Origin of the sequence: Bifidobacterium apri (assembly GCF_009299485.1) — a bacterium.
GTDB classification, from domain to species: Bacteria; Actinomycetota; Actinomycetes; order Actinomycetales; family Bifidobacteriaceae; genus Bifidobacterium; species Bifidobacterium apri.
In genome coordinates this window covers 138,174-158,938 of the sequence record NZ_WBSO01000002.1, presented here as the reverse complement: position 1 = coordinate 158,938, position 20,765 = coordinate 138,174, and the positions used below count along the sequence as shown (strand labels likewise).

General features: G+C 61.7%; 14 protein-coding genes. 12 read left to right on the top strand and 2 right to left on the bottom strand.

The features are described 5' to 3' along the window. The first annotated feature begins 300 nt into the window (after window positions 1-300). The 4 genes from DSM100238_RS02030 (at window position 301) to DSM100238_RS02015 (ending at window position 5,997) form a co-directional block, all read left to right on the top strand. Window positions 301-2,094 (top strand): aryl-sulfate sulfotransferase, encoded by a 1,794-nt coding sequence (locus DSM100238_RS02030; protein WP_240812289.1) that lies wholly within the window; start codon window positions 301-303, stop codon window positions 2,092-2,094. 347 nt (window positions 2,095-2,441) lie between these two features. Further along, window positions 2,442-4,616 carry a RecQ family ATP-dependent DNA helicase gene (locus DSM100238_RS02025; RefSeq protein ID WP_240812288.1) on the top strand — a complete coding sequence of 725 codons (2,175 nt, stop codon included), beginning with the start codon at window positions 2,442-2,444 and terminating at the stop codon, window positions 4,614-4,616. 182 nt (window positions 4,617-4,798) lie between these two features. Next, entirely contained in the window at window positions 4,799-5,305 is a 507-nt protein-coding gene (locus tag DSM100238_RS02020) for an S-ribosylhomocysteine lyase (RefSeq protein ID WP_152355075.1), read from the top strand. Window positions 5,306-5,481: 176 nt separating this feature from the next. After that, entirely contained in the window at window positions 5,482-5,997 is a 516-nt protein-coding gene (locus DSM100238_RS02015; protein WP_152355074.1) for a GNAT family N-acetyltransferase, read from the top strand. A 220-nt stretch (window positions 5,998-6,217) separates the two neighbouring features. Here the strand turns inward: DSM100238_RS02015 and DSM100238_RS02010 are convergent, their stop codons facing one another. Next, window positions 6,218-7,723, bottom strand: a complete 1,506-nt coding sequence (locus tag DSM100238_RS02010) for an APC family permease (RefSeq protein WP_152355073.1) — start codon at window positions 7,721-7,723, stop codon at window positions 6,218-6,220. A 222-nt stretch (window positions 7,724-7,945) separates the two neighbouring features. On the opposite strand from DSM100238_RS02010, the gene alr reads away from it, so the two are divergent. From alr to dnaG, 3 genes are all read left to right on the top strand, one after another. Then, window positions 7,946-9,304: an alanine racemase gene (gene alr, locus DSM100238_RS02005; RefSeq protein ID WP_152355072.1), complete on the top strand. Its 1,359-nt coding sequence runs from the start codon at window positions 7,946-7,948 to the stop codon at window positions 9,302-9,304. A 117-nt stretch (window positions 9,305-9,421) separates the two neighbouring features. Then, window positions 9,422-10,708, top strand: a complete 1,287-nt coding sequence (locus DSM100238_RS02000; protein ID WP_152355071.1) for a deoxyguanosinetriphosphate triphosphohydrolase — start codon at window positions 9,422-9,424, stop codon at window positions 10,706-10,708. A gap of 189 nt (window positions 10,709-10,897) precedes the next feature. Next, window positions 10,898-12,997 carry a DNA primase gene (gene dnaG, locus DSM100238_RS01995; RefSeq protein ID WP_152355070.1) on the top strand — a complete coding sequence of 700 codons (2,100 nt, stop codon included), beginning with the start codon at window positions 10,898-10,900 and terminating at the stop codon, window positions 12,995-12,997. A gap of 36 nt (window positions 12,998-13,033) precedes the next feature. On the opposite strand, the gene DSM100238_RS01990 is transcribed toward dnaG, so the two are convergent. Continuing rightward, window positions 13,034-14,002, bottom strand: a complete 969-nt coding sequence (locus DSM100238_RS01990) for an aminodeoxychorismate lyase (RefSeq protein WP_152355069.1) — start codon at window positions 14,000-14,002, stop codon at window positions 13,034-13,036. A gap of 274 nt (window positions 14,003-14,276) precedes the next feature. Between DSM100238_RS01990 and DSM100238_RS01985 the strand changes: the two genes are divergently transcribed. From DSM100238_RS01985 to DSM100238_RS01965, 5 genes are all read left to right on the top strand, one after another. Continuing rightward, on the top strand, window positions 14,277-15,110 hold the full coding sequence (locus DSM100238_RS01985; RefSeq protein ID WP_376831007.1) for a putative hydro-lyase: 834 nt from the start codon (window positions 14,277-14,279) through the stop codon (window positions 15,108-15,110). 85 nt (window positions 15,111-15,195) lie between these two features. Beyond that, window positions 15,196-15,999, top strand: a complete 804-nt coding sequence (locus DSM100238_RS01980; RefSeq protein WP_152355068.1) for a LamB/YcsF family protein — start codon at window positions 15,196-15,198, stop codon at window positions 15,997-15,999. Continuing rightward, window positions 15,996-17,804 (top strand): 5-oxoprolinase subunit B/C family protein, encoded by a 1,809-nt coding sequence (locus DSM100238_RS01975; protein ID WP_152355067.1) that lies wholly within the window; start codon window positions 15,996-15,998, stop codon window positions 17,802-17,804. Before DSM100238_RS01980 ends, DSM100238_RS01975 begins: the two co-directional genes overlap by 4 nt. Continuing rightward, window positions 17,801-19,564, top strand: coding sequence for an acetyl/propionyl/methylcrotonyl-CoA carboxylase subunit alpha (locus DSM100238_RS01970; RefSeq protein WP_152355066.1), 1,764 nt, complete (start codon window positions 17,801-17,803; stop codon window positions 19,562-19,564). The genes DSM100238_RS01975 and DSM100238_RS01970 overlap by 4 nt, the downstream gene beginning before the upstream one ends. Window positions 19,565-19,653: 89 nt before the next feature. Next, window positions 19,654-20,673: a DUF4392 domain-containing protein gene (locus DSM100238_RS01965; RefSeq protein WP_152355065.1), complete on the top strand. Its 1,020-nt coding sequence runs from the start codon at window positions 19,654-19,656 to the stop codon at window positions 20,671-20,673. Window positions 20,674-20,765: the final 92 nt, after the last annotated feature.

The following is a 20,765-nucleotide window of genomic DNA, read 5'->3' as shown; positions in this document are numbered from 1 at the left end:
CACGATTGATTGGGTCGGCTGGGGTGATGGACGTCAGACAGCGAGGGGCAGTCAACGATGTGCCGGGGCAACTGCGATTGATGGACGTTCCGGCAACAAGAAGGAGCATCGGTTGGGGTGGGTTGCCCGCATCGGGTCGCCCACATGTACCGAACACTCAGCTTGACGGGCTGGAAAATTCAGATGACACGAATCTGATTTCCATTTCGCGGAACCATCATGATGCTGATTATGCCGCGGAGCACGCCTTCACCCGAGTCTGCCGCGGCTGTCCAATCCCGACAACATGGAGGATTTCCCATGCCCACTGGCAACGCCGGTATGACACCTGATGACCGACCGAACAGTACAACCCCGCCACAATCAGCTTCCGACGAAACGGCAACGCACACGCAGACCGCAGCCGCCGACGCACCGACGCCTACCGACCCGCACGCCCGCCGCATCCGCCGGCGCCTCATCACCGGAACCGCCGCCGTAGTCGTCATCGCCGTGGCAGCGGCATTGGCCATCGTCTCCGTCAACTATCAGCGCGCCGCCGCCCAGAGTGCCATCACCAAACACATCACGCAGGTCTACACCAAGGAATACCAGGCGAAAGCCGCCGCGGATCTGGCGGCGAAAAAGAAAGCCGGCACCTACACCGAAGACCATATGCTCACCGTGGAGAACCCATACGGCACCAACACCACCTCGCTGTACGTGTACTTCACCACGCAGGATGCCGTGAGCGTCACCTACACCGTCACGGCCAAAGGCTACCCCGACTTCACCGCGACCGCCTATCAGGCGAAAACATACCAGAACACCCATGAGTTCACAGTGCTCGGTTTGATCCCGAACGCGACCAACACCATCATCTTCACGTTGCGGACCGCATCCGGCAAGCAGGTCACCAAGACAATCACCCACCGCATGGGCGCGCTGCTCGGCTGGGAGCAGACGCGCGTCACCTTGACCAAACAGAACACGACCACCAAACTCGGCAACGGACTCTACGCCATCCTCGGCAACGATTCCGAAGGCCAGGATTACATGTTCTACTATGACGACAATGGCGTGCTGCGTGGCGAAATCCCCATTTTGTACTACCGGTCGCACCGGCTGCTGTTCAAGAACGGCATCATGTATTTCAGCGTGTCCACGCATGACATCGTCGGCATGAACCGACTCGGGCGAATCGTCAAATGGTACAGCACCGGTTCGGGATATATCCTCCATCATGATTATGTGATGGATTCCAACGGCGATTTCGTGATTCTCGCCACGAAGACCGGCCAGAAGACGATGCAGGATTACATCATCAAGATCGATGCGACCACAGGCAAAGTCAGCACACTGCTCGATATGGGCGATCTGTTCGGCGACTACCGTGACGCTGCCACCTTCGCCTCCCTGTCATCCGGCTCCGGCAGCAACGTGTGCAATGCCGACAACTGTTCGACCAAGAAGGATTGGATCCATCTCAACACCATCCAAATGCTGCCGGACGGTGACGCCATCGTCAGCTCGCGTGAAATGTCCACGATCATTCGCATCAACGACCTTGAAGGCACGCCGTCCATCGAATCGATGATCGGCGAACCGACGTTCTGGAAAGGCACCGGCTACGAGAAGTATCTGATGACCAAAGACACCTCCGACGGGGATTGGCCATCCACTGGCGGGCAGCATACGGTCACCTACGAGGAGGATGACAGTCTCGAAGACGGCCAGTACTACCTGTACATGTTCGACAACAACTATGGCTTCTCGCCCACACGACCCGAATACGATTGGGCGGCGCACGTCAAGGATATCGAGACGAAGGCGACCAGCGGCACGAAGTCCTACTACTACAAGTATCTCGTCGATACGAAGGCGAATACCTACAAACTGGTGCGTTCCATCGATGTGCCGTACTCCTCGGTCGTCTCCAGCGCCCAGGAATACGAGGACGGGACGGTCATCACCGATTCGGGCAAGCAGGGCATCTGGGGCGTCTACGACGATGACGGCTCGCTGATCGCACAATATAAGATGATTACTTCGAAGACGTATATCTACCGTGTGTTCAAATACGATTTCGAGGGATTCTACTTCGCGAAGGGGTGATTGGCGGTTCCGGCGGCTGCGATGATTGCCGGAGATGGCCGGAGACCGGTTTGCCTGCCCGCCATGTGGCTTCCGTGTCGCATGGCGGGCAGGTGCCGGTGTGATGCCGATGGATGGTGTGGTATCTGCCTGTGGTGCGACTGTGCGGTTGCATGTGGGGCGGGTGTTGTCGGGTATCGGTTGCGATCCTGAGGTATTTGCTTGCTGTGCGATGTCGGCGTCGCATGATGGGTGGGTATCGTCGTGTCGCTGCAGGATTCAAGAGGTCATCTGGCAGTGGTGCGGCTTTGCGGTTGCATGACGCTCGGAAAGCCACCAGTTCCGCCGCGCCCAGTAGACTCAGGAATATGACGGCAGGGTTATCGATGACGAATATAGCGGGCGATCCCCATGACGGCAGGGGTGCGGGGGCAGTAGAAATGCCGGGCGCAGCGGGAATGCCGGGCGCGGCGGACGGGTTCCGCGGCAACGCTGGAGGCGAAGCGTCAGCATCAGCGCCTGCATCAGCATCAGCATCAGCATCAGCATCCGTCCCTGCGCGGGCGCTCGCTGCACTGAAACACTATTTCGGGTACGATTCGTTCCGGCCAGGCCAGTCCGGGCTTGTTTCCGCAATCCTGCAAGGACGCGACGTGCTTGGCGTCATGCCCACCGGCGCAGGCAAATCCATCTGCTATCAGATCCCCGCCACCTTGCTGCCGGGACTGACCATCGTCATCTCACCGCTGATCTCACTGATGCGCGACCAAGTGGATGCACTCCAAGACGCCGGTATTCCCGCGGCATACGTGAACACCACGCAAAGCCCCGACGAGCAGGATGCCGTGCTCGCCCAGGCCGCCCAAGGCAACATCCGCATGCTGTATGTTGCCCCAGAACGTTTGGAAACCGGTCGGTTCCGTGATTTCGCCTCGCATGCGCGCATTGCGCTGGTCACTGTGGATGAGGCGCACTGCGTCTCGCAATGGGGGCAGGATTTCCGATCCTCGTATCTGGGCATTGGCGAGTTCATCGACATGTTGCCCGTCAGGCCTATCGTCGCCGCATTCACCGCAACCGCGACCGGCAAAGTGCGCCGCGATATCGTCTCCCTGATCCACTTGCGCAACCCGCTCATCACCGTCACCGGATTCGACCGCCCGAACCTCTATTTCGATGTCATCCGTATGGAAACCAAACGCAAAACCCCATGGATCGCGCAATACGTGGCGACACATCCCGGTCAATCCGGCATCGTGTATTGCGCTACGCGGAAGGAAACCGAGGCCGTTGCGGCCGCGCTCAACCAAGCGGTTCCGAATCTGCGAGCAGCCGCCGGCGGATTGTCCGGTGAAAACCTCCCCTCGGACGGCCCGGTGGCTGCCGCCTACCACGGCGGCATGACGCCCGAGGACCGCTCACGCACCCAACGGGATTTCGTCACCGATCGGGTGCCGGTCGTCGTAGCTACGAACGCGTTCGGCATGGGCATCGACAAATCCGATGTGCGCTACGTCATCCACCACAATATGCCGGAAAGCATTGAAGCATACTATCAAGAGGCCGGTCGTGCCGGGCGCGACGGAGAACCCGGCAGGTGCACGCTGTTGTGGAACGACAGTGATATTGTGACACGTCGGCGATTGCTTGACTTGGGTGGGGACAACGAACGGCTTGACCCTGAGGAGCAGCAGATCGTGCGCGCTTCGAAGCGCCGCCTGTTGGACGGGATGATCGGCTACTGCCGCACCACGCATTGCCTGCATGACTATATGGTCAGGTATTTCGCCGACCCTGAGACCGGCCGGGGGCAGACGGGTCCCGTCGCTGTCGACAGGCCGACGCAGCAGGGCGTCTCGACGGCCAAGTGCGGGAACTGCTCAAATTGCGAAGGCGATTTCGAAACGATCGACGTTACGGATATCGCGCGCGCCATCAGCCGGTGCGTCCATGATGTGGGACAAAGCTACGGCATGGGCAAAATCGTGGCGGTGCTGCGCGGGTCCAAAGCCCAGGATCTGCTCAATCGCGGCCTTGACAAGGTGCCAAGCTATGGCATGCTCGGCAGCGTCCCCGAAGCGCGGATCCGCGACGTGCTCAACCAGATGAGCGTCGACGGCTTCCTCGCCGTCACCGAAGGGCGGTTGCCGATCGTCCAATTCGGGCCGCTCGCGGCGCAGACGGTCGCCCCCGACTTCCATTATGAGATCAAACGTATCCAACGACGGTCGAGCGGACGATTCCGTGCCGTTGGCGTAACCGGCGACGGGTTCGGACAAGGCGCCGAAGGGCTCCGTGAGCAGGAAGCCGCGGAATTCACCGAAGCGGACGAACAGCTCTTCCAACGGCTGCGCACGTTGCGGCGCAGCATCGCCCAGGAGATCGGCAAACCGCCGTATATCGTGTTCTCCGATCGTTCGCTGCGCGACATGGTGCGCCTCAAACCCGCCAATGACAGTGAATTCCTCCAAGTCAACGGTGTGGGGGAGAACAAGCTTCGCCAATACGGCGCGAAGTTCATGGAAGCCATCGCACAGGCGTGAGGCGTTGCCGTCCGCGCTCCTCGAGACGGCGGCGCTGATCGTGCACAGTAGCCGGACATAGCTTTTTCGTATGTCCTATCCGCTGATGCCCGCGGCGGCGTGCCCCTAAGCGGGCTAGACTAGGCATCGAAAGCGGGTGGTCTGCGTCCGAACGCAGGCTGCCACAGCATCGAGGAGGTACTATGAGCGATGAATCCAAGCGCACGCAGGACGGCAAGCCGGTTGTCGAAAGCTTCCAGCTTGATCACACGAAAGTCAAGGCGCCGTATGTGCGCTACATCGACACGGAGACCGGTCCGAACGGCGATGTGATTTCGAATTACGATCTGCGTCTGGTGCAGCCCAACGAGAATGCCATTCCGACTGCAGGCCTGCACACCATCGAGCACACCATCGCCGTGCTGTTGCGTGAGAGGATCCCCGGGTACATCGATTGCTCGCCATTCGGTTGCCGTACCGGTTTCCATCTGCTGACTTGGGGTACGCACAGCACCGAAGATGTGGCGCGCGCATTGAAGGAATCCTTGGAATTCATCGCCTACAAGGCGACATGGGATGATGTACCGGCGACCACGATCGAAAGCTGCGGCAATTATCGCGACCACAGCCTGTTCACCGCCAAGGAGTGGTGCAAGGACATCCTGGCGAAGGGCATCAGCTCCGACCCGTTCGAACGCAAGGTGGTCTGAACCGGGGCATATGCGCAATGACAAGGCGGTGGGGCGTCATATCGATGACACTCCACCGCCTTGCTGTTCTGTGCCGAGGTGTATTGGGCGTGCCCGTCGTGTTCGTGCCGTGTCTCGGACGCTGCATGATGTGCCGTGGTAGTGTTGAGCAGGTTATTGACGGAGGAGACTGACTTATGGTCGCACGGCGATTTCGGCACGCCACCATGCGTGATTTTCCGGTTATGGAACAGAACTACGAGCGCGCCCGTGAGCTGATGGCGCGCAACGGGAACCCCACCCAGTGGGGGCATACGTTTCCGAAACCAGAGGTAGTGCGGGACGATATCATGCGGCATCGCAGCATCCTCCTGGTCGACGGCAGCGGCGCCAATGAGCGGATTCTCGCGCAGTTTGCGGCATGCACGGGTGAGGATCCGACGTACCAAAGTATCGACGGGCATTGGCTGGATGACGACGCGTATGTGACCATCCACCGCATCGCATCGTCGGGATTGATCCGGCATGCGGCTCGCGAATGCTTGGAATGGGCGCTCAAACAGTACGGCAATGTCCGCGCCGACACCCATCCGAACAACAAGGCCATGCAACATGTGCTGGAAGGCTGCGGATTCACTCGGTGCGGGCTGATCCAGCTCATCGATCGGCCGACTGATACCACGCGTATCGCCTATCAGCGTCACGAATGGTGAATCGCCGGAAGGCAGTCTGATGTGACTGCGGCGCACGCTCCACGTACTCGGCAACTGAATCCGACATGCTGGAATCCGACACCTTGGTGCCATCTGTCGCCTCGATAAGCTTCTGCCGACGCTGAGGGCATGCTCAGCGTCGGCAGAAGCTGGATTCAGGTCGCCGTTCGCGCGTGGCACCACGGCGACCTCGGGGATATGCCGCTGACGTCAGGGGTGTTTAGGATTCGAAGGCCACCAGGCTGTCGGCTGCATCGCCGGCACTGGTGCCGGCATGATCGCCCGTCTGCGCGCCCGAAGCGGCACCGTCAGCTGCGCCGAGTCTCGAATGCTTGCGCCCGTAAGCGAAATACACCAGCAGACCAAGCGCAAACCAGACCACGAACCGCACCCAAGTCTCCCAGTTGAGACCGGCGATCAGAACGCAGCAGAATACAATCGCCAGAATCGGCGTGACCGGAACACCCGGGGCACGGAAACCGCGATGGGCGTCCGGCTGGGTTTTGCGCATCCACAGCACGCCCGCCGACACGATGATGAACGCAGACAGGGTACCAATATTCACCAGTTCGAACAGAATATTGATATTGATGAACCCGCCCGCGATCGCCGTGAGAATGCCGAAGAACCACGTGCCCTTGAACGGCGTGTGATACTTCTTGTTGACCTCGCCGAAGAACTTCGGGAACAGGCCGTCGCGGCTCATCGCGTAGCAGATGCGCGACTGGCCGTACAGTTGGACGAGCATCACCGTCGTCATGCCGATCAGCGCGCCCAGATTGACGACGAACGCCAACCAGTTGAGTCCGGTGGCCAGAATCACGCCGGCGACCGGAGCGTCCACGAATTTCGCGAATTCAGGGTACTTGACGATGCCGGTCATAATCAACGTCATAATGACGTACAGTACGGTGGAGATGATCAGCGAATACAGGATGCCACGCGGCAGCGTCTTATTCGGCTCGACCGTCTCCTCAGCGGAGGAAGAGACCGCATCAAAGCCGATAAAACTGAAGAACACAATCGAAGCCGCCGGGATGATGCCCATCGGCTTGGTCGAACCCGGCTGGAAGGTATACCAACCATACGGGGAGAACGGCTTCCAGTTCGCCGGATTGATATACCACACCGTGCATACGATAAACAGCACGATGATTGCGAGTTTGATCATCACCATGATGTCGTTCGTCCTCTTCGTCTGGTTGATGCCGATGGACAACACCCATGTGATCAGCAGCACGACGACGAATCCGGGGAGGTTGAAATACGTCGTGACACCAGGCGTGGTGCCGTATGCCGCGGTCAGTTCAACCGGCAGGTGGATGCCGAATCCATCGAGCAGTTTGTTGAAATACCCGGACCATCCGGCGGATACGGTCGCCGCTTGAAGCGCGTATTCGAGGATCAGATCCCAGCCGATGATGAACGCGATGATCTCGCCGAACGCCACATACGCATATGAGTAGGCGGAGCCGCTGACCGGAACCATCGACGCGAATTCCGCGTAGCACAGGCCGGCGAACCCGCAGCACACCGCGGCCAGCAGGAACGACACGCACAATGCGGGTCCGGCGGTCAGCGCGCCCTTGCCGGTGAGCACGAAAATACCGGTGCCGATAATCGCGCCGATGCCGAGCATCGTCAAATCGAAGGTTTTCAACGTCCGCTTGAGCGGAGTGGCCTGCGCCACCATGCTTTCGACGGATTTCTTACGTAGCAGGTTCATGAATTCTCTTCCGATAACACGACGGGACTGGCGTCGTGACGAATGATCCGGAATCGGGACGGGGAAATGAGCATTCCCCAGGATTCGCATTGCCTTCTCTTTTATAACCGCCGCGCCCGACGCGCCGGGACACCGATATGGACAGTTCCACGATGTGGACACTGAGGCGTTGGGAAAGAAACACGTGCCGCGAATGTTACCTCCCCGCGCAACAATGGGAGCATGACTTTGAGTGCAGTACCAGCATGGCAGTTTTCCTCGGCTCAGGGCGAGGCGAATTATAAGGCCGCGTTGCGCCAATATCCGGCGCAGGCGATTGTCGATCTCGCGGCGATGCGTGACAATATGCGGCATTTGGTGTCCGTGGTCGGCGGGCCGCAGTCCGGCACCGCGGTGATGGGCGTCGTCAAGGCGGACGCCTATGGGCACGGGCTGATTCCATCCGCGCTCGCCGCCCTCGCCGGAGGCGCCACATGGCTTGGAACCGCGCAGTCGCATGAGGCGTTGCTGCTGCGCAAGGCCGGTATCGGCCCGGATCGTTGCCACATTCTCACTTGGGTCTACAACGGCACGCAGGTTCCTTTCGACGAGCTGATCGTCAACGATATCGATATTTCCGTCGGCTCGCTTGCCGGCATCGATGCGCTCGCCGCAGCTGCCCGCAAGGTGGATCGGCCGGCGCGTGTTCATGTGAAAGTCGACTCCGGATTCGGCCGTAACGGTTTCACACCGCAGGGCTTCGGCGCGGCTTTGGACAAGCTGGTGCCGCTCGCCAAGGAAGGCGTGCTGGACATCGTCGGCCAGTGGAGCCATCTGGCGGTCGCTGATTCGCCTGACGTGCCGGAATTCGTGGATGCGACCGACCGGCAGGTCGCCACCTTCAACGAGTTCACTCAGCGGATGCGCGCGGCGGGTATCGCGCCCAGGATCAGGCATCTGGCCAATACCGCTGCCACGCTTGACCGGCCGCAAATCCATTTCGAACTCACCCGGCCGGGTGTCGGCCTGTATGGGTACGAGCCCGATCCTGCAATGGGCACGCCGCAAACCTATCGGCTCAAGCCGGCCATGACTTTGCAAGCGCAGCTCGGCACGGTCAAGGACGTGGAATCCGGCCACGGCATCTCATACGGCCGTACCTACCTGACCCCGCAAGCCACCAGCACCGCGATCGTGCCGGTCGGATACGCCGACGGCATCCACCGTTCCGCTTCCGGGTTCGATATGCAGGGGGCCAAGCACGTCACCAAGCTCGGTGGCCCGGTTCGTGTGATGACCGAACAAGGGCCGAAACTGCTGCGCGTGTCCGGACGTGTATGCATGGACCAATTCATACTCGATCTGCATGGCAGCGCGGCGGAACTGGGCGTCCATGAAGGCGACACTGTCGAACTGTTCGGCCCGGGGCGAGGCGAAGACTACGCCGAGCCGACCGCGGACGACTGGGCTCGTGCGGCGGACACCATCAGCTACGAGATCTTCACATGCCTGCGCAATCGCATCCCGCGGCTGTACCTGCATGCGACTGAAGTGCTGCCGCCGGAGGATCTTGCCAAACTCGATCCGGCGACCATCCTGTAACCGGGAGCCGGTGGAAGCGGCGGCGGGCGGAGTCGCGTGCGACTCGGGGTTCGCGCGTCCCGGCGGCGGTGTGCCGGTATCGGCGTGTCAGTGAATGACGGACAAGAAAGGGCGAATATGACGACCACGGCCGACGGCGAACGCGTGCTCACCGCCGAAGGGTATTGCGCGGCGGACGAAGAGCGTTGGGCGCCTGAACCTCCGAAATCCCCGTCGCGCACGGCTTTCCAGCGTGACCGCGCCAGACTGATCCATTCGTCGGCTTTGCGCAGGTTGGGCGGAAAAAGCCAGATTCTGGTCGCCGGCACCGATGATTTCGCGCGCACACGGCTGACCCATACACTTGAAGTCGCACAGATCGGCCGGCAGATCGGCGCCTTGCTCGGCTGCGACCCTGACGTTGTCGATTGCGCATGTCTTGCACACGATCTGGGGCATCCACCATTCGGACATAACGGTGAACGCGCGTTGGCGGCCATCGCCAAAGACATCGGCGGATTTGAAGGCAACGCGCAGACCTTAAGGTTGCTGACGAGGTTGGAGCCGAAGATTTTCCTGCCTGACGGCCGTTCCGCCGGAGTCAATCTCACACGTGCTGCGTTGGATGCCGCAGTGAAATACCCGTGGACCTTCGCTCAGGCCGCCGCACACCCCAAGGGGGAGCGCAGCGTGAAATTCGGCGTCTACCCGGACGACGAGCCGGTATTCCGCTGGCTCAAACAGGGCTCGCCCGAAGCTAGCACGCCGATGGAATGCCAAGTGATGGATCTGTCGGACGATATCGCTTACAGCGTGCACGATATCGAAGACGCCATCGCAACCGGCACACTGAACCCCGCGGCGCTTGCGGATCATCGCACGGTGGACCGGGTGGTCGAATCCGCCCGCGCCTGGTATGGGCGGCAGTGGGATCCCGACCTGCTGCTGGCTGCGGTGTTGCGGCTGCGCGACGGGCATCTGCTGCCGCAACGCTTTGACGGTTCTCGTCAAGCCTTGGCCCAGTTGAAGAACATGACCAGCGCGCTGATCGGCAGGTTCGCCGGGTCGGTGGAATCGGCCACTCGGCAGCGTTATGGCGCCGGACCGTTGACCCGGTATGCGGCGCATGTGGTGGTGCCTGATCAGACGCGCTACGAGATTTTGGCGCTCAAGGGGATGTCGGTGTATTTCGTGATGGCCCCGCGCGAACGGGAGCCCTTCCATGAGCAGGAGCAGCGGATTGTCACCGATTTGGTGGACGTGCTTATGGCCGATTCGCCGAAGCCGAGCGACGCGTTGGAGACGGTGTTCCTCGATGACTGGCGGCAGGCGTCGAATGATGATGAGCGGCTGCGCGTGGCGATCGATCAGGTGGCCAGTCTGACGGACGGCTCGGCGGCGACCCTGCATTCGATTCTGTGCTGAGTGCCGCTTCATGCATGCGGTACCAGTGTATTGGCGCGTGGTGTGACTGGTCGGTCGCGCAGCGCACGGGTGCCGGGGGCTGTTGTCGTCGCGGTCGGCGGATTCTGCCCGCGGTGCGACATCGCCGTCGCACGGCGCACGGTTCTCCGTCGGCCCCCACTGAGCAGCCCTCAGGCTAGCATGGAACCTATGCCCGGGATGATCAAGAAAGAAGACGTTGAAAAGGTGCGCGCCGCCGCGGACCTGTACGATATCGTATCCGCATCCGTCACGCTCAAACCATCCGGCACCGGCACCTATGTCGGCCTGTGCCCCTTCCATGACGAGAAAACCCCGAGCTTCAACGTCCGTCCGTCACTGGGCGTGTGGCACTGCTTCGGTTGCGGCCTGGGCGGCGACGTCTTCGGCTTCGTCGAGCAACAGGAGAACATCGACTTCCGTGAAGCGGTCGAGCTGCTCGCCGACAAATACCACATCGAACTGCATTACGATCAGGGATCGCGCCAAGGCGAACATGCCGGGTCGAAACGCGCGCGTCTGCTCGAAGCGAATGAGGAAGCCCAGCGTTTCTTCACCTCGCAGATCATGAGTAAAGAGGCGCTCGCCGCACGCAAACTGTTGGGCGGCCGTAATTTCAGCCAGGCGGATTGCGAGCGTTTCGGCTGCGGGTACGCCCCACAAGGCTGGGACAATCTCGTGCGCCATCTGGCCGACAAGGGCTTCACCCAGCAGGAAATGCTGGACGCCGGACTTGCCCGTCGCGGCCAGCATGGCATTTACGACTATTTCCGCGGACGGGCCACGTGGCCGATCCGCGATTCGACCGGGCGCACGCTCGGATTCGGCGCGCGCAAACTGTATGACGACGACACCATCGCGGCGAAATACATCAACACGCCGGACACGCAGCTGTATCGCAAGACGCAGGTGCTGTATGGCATTGATTTGGCGAAATCGTCGATTGTCAAACATCGTCAGGCGGTGATCGTCGAGGGGTATACGGATGTGATGGCCTGCCACCTCGCGGGGATTGACACCGCGGTCGCCACATGCGGCACCGCGTTCGGTGCGGAGCATGCGAAGATCATCCGCCGTCTGATTGCTGACGATTCGCTGGGTGCGGTCCAGCTGGTCGGGCCGCTCAAAGTCAAAGGACAGTCGTTGAGTTCGCGTGTCGTATTCACCTTCGATGGTGATGCGGCCGGGCAGAAAGCCGCATTGCACGCGTTCGGACTGGATTCGTCGTTCCTGTCGCAGACCTTCGTCGCTGTCGCCGACGACAATCTCGATCCGTGCGATTTGCGGATCCAGCGTGGAAACGAAGCGGTGCGCGCGCTGATCGACAACGCCCGTCCGTTGTACGATTTCGTCATCGACACGGCGATCGACCGGTTCGACACCCAGTATGCCACCGGGCAGATGGGCGCGGTCAAAGCCGCGGCCCCGCTGATCGCGCAGATCCGCGACCGTTCATTGCTGGATTGGTATACGCGCAAAGCGACCAGGCGCATCGGTGTCGATCTTGATATCATGCAGCGCGAGGTCAGACAGGCCAGAGTGCAGTATCATGTGCGCGACGAGGACGCCTATGCGCCCCGGCGGCGCCAGCAGCCGCGCATTGAGGAACGCGCGGATCGGGATGACCCGTATGCGAATCCGGCGCGCAGACGTGAGCTTGAACATCATGACGCCACCAATCAGACGTATTTTCACATTGACGACGCGGTATTCATCTGCGAGCAGCAGTTCATGGCGACGCTGATTCAGATTCCGCGTGCGATCGACCGTGAATGGTTCGCTCAGTTGACGCTGGCGAATTTCATGACCCCGGTGTTCCGCACGCTGTTCCAGGCGATTGCGGCTGCCGGCGGATTGCCGACTGATGACACTCCGCAAGGCCTGTGGATGCACAATCTGACCAAGGCAGGCGGCCCGATGCTCCAATCGGTGATTGACGAGCTTGCCGTGATGCCGTTGCCGTTGCCGACCCCGCCGAACCAACAGGCGGCGCCTGGCACGGGTGACGGACAAGGCGCCGGCGTTGCCGGAGCGTCAGGCGTCGCCGACGTCCAGCTGCGGGAGCCGACCCAGGGGGAGCGCCAGTACGCGTCCGAACTGTTGGCCCGTCTGCTTGATATCGGTTACATGCGCAGAATCGGTGCGGCCAGACGCCGTATGGCCCAGCTGCCGGACGGCGAGGAGAAAATCGCGCTGCTCGGCAGCATCACCACGCTCGAAACCGCGCGCAAGGATTTGCAGGCGCAGGTGTATAACAACACGGTCGGGTAGTCTCTGGTCGGGGCGCTTCTATGGTGGAATGCCGCCTTACTCATACTCACCGCTCGGCCCGATGGTCAGCGCGTCGTCATGCGTGCGCCCCTCATGGATGGCGTCGTTCATCGCCTGGATCTCATCCATATCCACCGCATACGCCTTGCCATCCAGCTCCTTGACCGGGACTACCCAGCCGCCGTGCGTCATATACAAAGCATCCGCATCCCGCAGCTCTTCGACTGGCAGCTTGCGATAGGCGGTCCGCTTGCCTTCCTCAAGCGCCCATGCGAACAGTTCGCGCTGTGATGTGCCGTTCAAAATGCCGATTCGCGGGTCGGGCGTGACGTATGTATCCCCGTACCGTGCGACGATGCTGCTGTTGGGGCATTCCAACGTATATCCGTCGGTTGTGGTGGTGACCGCGTCACCGACCCCGCGACGGTCGCATTCCCGGTGCATCGCCTGATTGACCGCATAGCTGAGGGTCTTCGCGCCGTTGAGCAGCCACGGCGCTTTCGTGGTGATATCCGATGGATAACCGCGTGTGAGCGTTGCCATGGTGATCGGCTCGATACTATGCCCGCCGCCTTCACCGTCAAGGAAGATCCATACGCTTGGTGGCAGCGGTCCCTCGCTTGAATGCTTCGCTTCAGCGCCGATGCCGGTGGTCGGATCAAGCCCGCGCGAAACGAGAATACGCAACATCGGCGCTTGCTCGGCTCCGTCGTAGGCGTCGATGACCCCTTGGCAGGCGTCGGTGAACGCGGCCATGTCAGGCTCGGGCATATCCACCAATGCTGCGGAATGCGCAAGTCGCTTCAGATGGTTTTCCAAGGACACGGGGAATCCTTCGTATACCGTGGTCGCTTCGAAGATCCCGTCGCCGCGCAAGACGCTCAAATCAAAGGCGGAAGCGCAATCATCGTGTGCATCGATGATGCGTACGGCATCCCCGCCGCCGTTTCCCAGTCCTTTGAACAATACGGATGCGTTTCCTACTCCGAGTACGACTGCGCTCATCGGATGACTCCTCTCTTGTGGTGTGACGTGGCGGGTTATGCCGGGCTGTCGGTTCGCCGCCGGATGATGCCACGGCAGACGGCAGTGGTTTCCGCTGCTGCGCCATTGAACGAGCCACACCTTATGCCGCATGTATTTCCTGGATTACACGGATGGGACATACCCGTAATCCGTTGGTCACAGCTTGGTGATCTTCCGCATCATTGCGGGAAATCCGGGTTTAACGCGGTGAATTTAGCGTGTGGACGAAAGGGAGGTTCATATGGGTTTGTTGATGTCCGGTGGTGTTCCGGTCGAAGATGCCGCGCAGGGTGATGCGCCGGTATTGGGTGCGGATACGACGGCGCGTGAGGCGCGTGAAGCGTTCCGTCACGGCGTGGTGCGTCCGACCTGCGGCATCGCGCGCGGTTTCGCCCAGGCGAATATGATTGCGTTGCCGCGTGAGTACGCGTTTGATTTCCTGCTGTTCACCCAGCGCAATCCCAAGCCTTGCCCGATTCTTGAAGTCCTTGATCCCGGCAATCCCAAGCCGTCCATCGCCGCTGGCAGCGATATCCGCACGGATATCCCGCTGTACCGTGTGTGGGAGCATGGCGAGCTGGTGGACACGTGCAGCGACATCACTGATATCTGGGCACAGCATGACGATCTGGTCACGTTCCTGATCGGATGCAGTTTCACCTTTGAATTCCCGCTGATGGAGGCTGGCATTCCTGTGCACCATATTGCAGCGGGACGCAATGTGCCGATGTATGACACGTCGATTCCTTGCAAGCCCGCAGGGCGGTTCAGCTCGACGATGGTGGTGTCGATGCGTGGCATCCAGCCGGATCGGATTGCGGACGCCGTGCGGATTTCCGGCTACTATCCGAGCGTGCATGGGGCGCCCGTATGGATCGGTGAGCCCGAAGGCATCGGCATCAGGGATATGCGGCACCCCGATTATGGCGATCCGCCGATCATGGAGGATGGCGACATCCCCGTGTTCTGGGCGTGCGGAGTGACCCCGCAGGCTGCGGTGATGGCGTCGAAACCGTCGTTCGCGATTACACATGCGCCGGGGCACATGTTCCTTACGGATATTCCCGATCGCAGCTTCATGGTGTGAATGCGATTGCCGCCGGTGCGGCTCAGCAACGTGTACGGGTGACATTACAGGAGATATCGGAACATTCCGGAAGTGAGGAGCGGTGATGGCGGGAATCGACCTGAACAGTGATATGGGCGAAAGCTTCGGCAGGTGGACGCTCGGAGATGATACGGCGTTGCTGGACGTGGTGTCGAGCGCGAATGTGGCGTGCGGTTTCCACGCGGGTGATCCGGCAGGCATGTTTCGTACGGTCGGGTACGCAGCCTCGCACGGCGTGACGATCGGTGCGCATGTGGCGTACCGTGATCTTGCCGGATTCGGCCGGCGGTATGTCGATGAAACGCCAGCGGATCTGACCGCCGACGTCATCTATCAGATCGGCGCGTTGGAAGGAATAGCCGCTGCGTCGGGTGCGCGGGTGCGATACGTGAAGCCGCATGGAGCGCTCTACAACCGGATCGCGGTCGACGAGCGGCATGCCAAGGCCGTGGTCGAAGCCATCACCGAAGTGGATCCGTCGCTGGCATTGCTCACACTGCCCGGCTCAGTAGTCGGCCGGTTGGCTGAGGATGCGGGGCTTCGCGTGTTCCGAGAGGCATTCGCTGACCGCGCATACATGCCGGACGGTCACTTGGTCTCGCGTCGTGAACCTGGGGCGGTGATCACCGATACGACGCAAGTGACCTCGCGGGTGCTGCGCATGGTCGAGGACGGCACCGTGACGGCGATTGATGGGACGGTTGTCAAGCTTGATGCCGATTCGGTGTGTGTGCACGGCGATTCGCCGGGAGCGGTGACGATGGCGACGGCGGTACGCAAGGCGTTGGAAGACGCGGGGATCGGCGTGCGACCGTTTGCCATCGAGGATGGTTCGCCGCAAGTGTCCACGAAAGCCATGAAATCATGAGACGGATATCGTCTGCAGGGCAGGACGCACTCTTGGTGGAGACCGGGGACCTCCACCATGCGCTCGGCTTGTATCATGTGCTGGGCGAAGCGGTGAAGGAGGCCGTTTCGGCAAGCGAATCGGCAGGGGAACCCGCTGCTTCGTTGATGTCGATGCGCGCGTTTGCGGCGGTCATGGAGCTTGTTCCCGCCGCGCAAACCGTGCTCGTGCGATTCGATCTGCGTAGGATTCGAGCATCTGCGCTCGCTGAAGCGATCATGGCATTGCCTGACGCGCCGGATCAGACCTCAAGCCGCCGGCGCGTGGAGATTCCCGTCGTCTATGATGGCGAGGATCTTGACGCTGTGGCGCAATTGCTTGGCATCAGCGCCAACGAGGTGGTCGCACGGCATGCCGACACACCGTGGACGGCGGCGTTCGGCGGGTTCGCCCCGGGATTCACGTATTTGGTGGATGGAGACCCGGTATTCGACGTGCCGCGTCGCACGACACCGCGACTCACCGTGCCTTCCGGAGCGGTCGGCCTCGCCGGGCGGTTCAGCGGCGTTTACCCGCGCGAAAGCTCAGGTGGTTGGCAGCTGATCGGGCATACGACCGTACCAATGTGGAATACCCAAACCAACCCGCCTGCCGCCATCATGCCTGGCGACCGTGTCGTGTTCCGCCCTGAGCGCGCCGACGCCACGATCGCCGATATTCCGCCGAAGCGAATCAGCTCGACAGGCTGCGGCGCAAGCGCACAATGTGAAAATCGCGCTGCCGATTCGACTCCAGCCGTGCATGGCTGCGGTCTGCGTGTGGACCGTCCAGGACTGCTCGCCCTGTTCGAAGACCACGGCAGGCACGCCTCAGCCATGGGGGTCGCAGGATCGGGAGCATGCGATCGGCATTCCTACCATCTCGCCAACATGCTCGTCGGCAATCCGCCTGATGCGCTCGCCATTGAGCTGACCGCCGGTGATGCCGCATTCACCGCGATCGGTGATGTCGTGGTCGCCGTCGCGGGAGCCCCGGTCAGTCTGCGCATCACCGGAAACGCCGCGTCGGGTACCGATCAGGAGCGAGCGGCCGTAACGCAGAGCCTGCATCGGCAGGAAGCCTTCATCATGCACGATGGCGAGACCCTGACCATTGGCGTGCCGCGCGCGGGATTCCGGGATTATCTCGCCATCCGCGGGGGATTCATAGCTCCTGCGACGCTTGGCAGCGCCTCGCGGGACACGATGTCAGGCATCGGACCGGCTCCGCTTGCCGCAGGCGATGTCCTGGCTGTAGGCCGCGCCGATCCGGAGCGAAGCGTGGGAAGTCCGCGTGACTGGAACGAGCATCTTCCCTCCGGCACCATGCAGCATGCCGGTTCGAAGGCGGTTGGCAGTGCAAACCATCCCGTCATGCTGGACATCATCCTCGGCCCACATGACGATTGGTTCACTCAGACAGCCATCGCCACGCTGCTTGACACGACGTGGCAGGTCACCGCCCAATCAAACCGCACCGGGCTCAGGCTTCACGGCCAGCAACCCTTGGAACGCAAAGACCAGCGGGAACTGCCCAGCGAAGGCATGGTCCCCGGTTCGCTCGAAGTACCCGGCAGCGGGCAACCCGTGCTGTTCCTGCGAGACCAGCCGGTTACCGGCGGGTATCCGGTCATCGCCGTACTCACGCTTGACGCGCTTGCTCTGGCGGCGCAACTGCCGCCCGGCGCGTTCATCCGGTTCCGCAAGGTCGGGGCAGAAGGAACGACAACGCAAGAGAAACACGACACATCCCATCACAATGAACACGATGGAAAGGAGTTGCGATGAAGCGCATTCTGATCGCCAATCGCGGGGAAATCGCCGTACGGATTATCCACGCATGCCATGATTTGGGACTGGAGGCGGTGGCCGTCTACGCGGATGATGACGCCGACGCGCTGTTCGTCCAGCTCGCCGATGAGGCAATCGCCCTGCACGGTGTGACGCCGGCGGAAACCTACCTGAACATCCCGGCATTGCTTGATGCGGCGGCCGACAGCCATGCCGATGCCATCCACCCGGGGTACGGATTCCTGTCGGAGAACGCTGACTTCGCGCAAGCGGTGTCGGACGCCGGACTGACATGGATCGGTCCGTCGCCGCAGACCATCCGCATGCTTGGAGACAAGGTCGAAGCGCGTGCCGTCGCCACGAAGGTCGGCGCGCCCATGGCCCCCGGCACCACCCAACCAGTGAAAGACGCGCAGGAGGCCGCCGCGTTTGCCCACCAGCATGGTCTGCCGATCGTCATCAAGGCGGTGCATGGCGGGGGAGGCCGCGGCATGGAAGTCGTGCGCGACCTCGCCGACGTCGAATCCGCTTTCGATTCCGCCGTCCATGAGACCGAAGTCGCGTTCGGCAACGGGGAATGTTTCATCGAGCGGTTCCTTGAACATCCGCGGCATGTCGAAGTGCAAGTGCTTGGGGACACCTATGGCGGGGTCATCGCCGTCGGCACGAGGGATTGCTCACTGCAACGGCGTAACCAGAAGCTCATCGAGGAGGCCCCTGCCCCCTTCCTGCCCGCCGGTGTTGCCCAACGGCTTGGGGACGCCGCAGTGGCGATTTGCTCCGAGGTCGGGTATGTGGGAGCCGGAACCGTGGAATTTCTGGTGGCGCCGGACGGGACGCTCTCGTTCATGGAAGTCAACACGCGGATCCAGGTCGAGCATCCGGTCACTGAAATGACCAGCGGTATCGATCTGGTGGCTTGGCAGCTGCGCATCGCCTCGGGGGCGTCGATCGCTGGGCTCAAACCGGCGCATGACGGTCATGCCATGGAATTGCGCATCAACGCGGAGGACCCATCGCTCGGATTCGCGCCATTTCCCGGACGTATCACTGCACTTCGGGCACCGAGCGGGCCGGGCGTGCGTTTCGATACCGGTGTGCAGACCGGCTCGATCGTCTCTGACCACTTCGACTCCATGCTCGCCAAACTCGTCGTGCACGCCCCCACGCGCGAGGAATGCCTGCAACGGGCGCGTCGGGCGCTCGCCGAACTGCGCATCGACGGCGTACCCACGGTGGTGCCGTTCGATCGGGCGGTGCTTGCCGACCCTGATTTCACGGGGGAGCATGGGTTCAACGTCTACACGCGGTGGATCGAAGAGGTGCTGCTCAAGCGGCTTGACCCCAAGGCGCTGAAATCTGGCGGCGAGTCGGTGCGTTTCAACGATGATGAGATCGGACTGCGACGCACGTGGATTGAATGGGATGGCCGCCGTGTAGAGGTCGGCTTGCCGGCAGGTTTGGCCTCGTCGCTTTCGGCCGCCGGGGCTGCCGGAAGTGGAACATCGCACGATGGTGACATGAGGGACGCGGCGGCGCATGACGCCGGGGATATCCTCGCCTCGATCACCGGCACGGTGGCGCGCTGGCTGGTCGACGATGGCGCTGAAGTCAGCGAGGGAACGCCGGTCGTTGTGCTGGAGGCTATGAAGATGGAGATTCAGGTCCCGGCTTCGGTCGGCGGTGTGGTTCATATCGCCGCGCAACCGGGCGACAACGTGACATCCGGAAGCGTCCTGGGACATATCGAATCGTGAGACGTGACATGAGACACGACATGAGACGCGGCGAGCGAGCGGCATTCGGTCGACCTGATCGGTCGGGCGTCGATAGGAGAGGAGCGGATATGACGAAAGCGATGCAATACAGCCCATCCAGGCAAGGCGATCGGCAATCGGGCGTGTCTCATGCCGGCCTCGGCGGTGCGGCGCATCATGGAGGAATCGGGCCTGCTGCCCGCATCGCGAGCTGGCGCTGGAAGCCGCGTGTTGCGCACATCCAGAATGCCGCCGCGGCGGATGTAGGGCGGGGCAGCGAGACCATGATGACCTTCGCGCGTGGCGATTTGTTCCGTGCTGCGCGATGGCTCAAGACCGGCGGGCATCGTGCCATGGTCGTCACCGGATTCTACATTCCACAGGCGGAGCACCCTGCCGCCGAATCGGACGGTCCTGTCGGAGCGATTGAGCTGTGTGAGGCGCTCCGGGCGATCGGTTCGGATGCCTGGCTGGTCAGCGATGAGCCATGCGAGCCGATCATCCGCGCGGGGGCCTCGCCGCGACTGCCCGAAGACCATGTGGCCATCGCGCCTGCCGACGCACAGGGCTTTGACGAGTGGATCGATGCGATGCACGGGCTCTCCGACCGCAACAATATCGACACCGTCATCTACATCGAACGTGTCGGGCCGGCGCGCGACGGGAACCCGCGCAATATGCGGGGATTCGATATCGACCAGTGGACCGCCCCGCTCAGCCGGCTCACTGGGCTGGGTTTGCATGTCATCGGCATCGGCGACGGCGGTAATGAAATCGGCATGGGGAGACTCGATTCGATGGTTATCGAGGATGTCGTCGAGCATGGCGAGCGCATCGCTTGTACGGTCCCCGCGGACGAGCTGATCGTCTCCGGAACGTCGAATTGGGGTGGTCATGCGCTGGTATGCGCCATGTACGCGATGGGCTGCCGGCGAATCGCTCCGCTTCTGGATATTTCGTGGCATCAGTCTGTGCTGGCGGATGTCGCCCGTGCCGGCGGTCTTGACGGGGTGACGATGCGCAATACCCCGACGGTCGACGGCCTGAGTGAGGAACGCTACTACCGCCAGATCCGCATGATGTCCGACATCGCGCGAGGGCGGTGTTGACGGGTGTTGGTTTATCAGCGTGGGAGCGCTGCGCCCGCCACACCCAGCTCCTCCCACCAGACAGCGCTGCAGGAACACAGGCATGATGCCGG

Coding starts and splice junctions, on each gene's coding strand:
- alr (WP_152355072.1), top strand. CDS start 7,946: ATGACTTTGAGTGCAGTACCAGCATGGCAGTTTTCCTCGGCTCAGGGC.
- DSM100238_RS02010 (WP_152355073.1), bottom strand. CDS start 7,723: ATGAACCTGCTACGTAAGAAATCCGTCGAAAGCATGGTGGCGCAGGCC.
- DSM100238_RS02020 (WP_152355075.1), top strand. CDS start 4,799: ATGAGCGATGAATCCAAGCGCACGCAGGACGGCAAGCCGGTTGTCGAA.
- dnaG (WP_152355070.1), top strand. CDS start 10,898: ATGCCCGGGATGATCAAGAAAGAAGACGTTGAAAAGGTGCGCGCCGCC.
- DSM100238_RS01985 (WP_376831007.1), top strand. CDS start 14,277: ATGTCCGGTGGTGTTCCGGTCGAAGATGCCGCGCAGGGTGATGCGCCG.
- DSM100238_RS01965 (WP_152355065.1), top strand. CDS start 19,654: ATGACGAAAGCGATGCAATACAGCCCATCCAGGCAAGGCGATCGGCAA.
- DSM100238_RS01970 (WP_152355066.1), top strand. CDS start 17,801: ATGAAGCGCATTCTGATCGCCAATCGCGGGGAAATCGCCGTACGGATT.
- DSM100238_RS01990 (WP_152355069.1), bottom strand. CDS start 14,002: ATGAGCGCAGTCGTACTCGGAGTAGGAAACGCATCCGTATTGTTCAAA.
- DSM100238_RS02030 (WP_240812289.1), top strand. CDS start 301: ATGCCCACTGGCAACGCCGGTATGACACCTGATGACCGACCGAACAGT.
- DSM100238_RS02015 (WP_152355074.1), top strand. CDS start 5,482: ATGGTCGCACGGCGATTTCGGCACGCCACCATGCGTGATTTTCCGGTT.
- DSM100238_RS01980 (WP_152355068.1), top strand. CDS start 15,196: ATGGCGGGAATCGACCTGAACAGTGATATGGGCGAAAGCTTCGGCAGG.
- DSM100238_RS02025 (WP_240812288.1), top strand. CDS start 2,442: ATGACGGCAGGGTTATCGATGACGAATATAGCGGGCGATCCCCATGAC.
- DSM100238_RS02000 (WP_152355071.1), top strand. CDS start 9,422: ATGACGACCACGGCCGACGGCGAACGCGTGCTCACCGCCGAAGGGTAT.
- DSM100238_RS01975 (WP_152355067.1), top strand. CDS start 15,996: ATGAGACGGATATCGTCTGCAGGGCAGGACGCACTCTTGGTGGAGACC.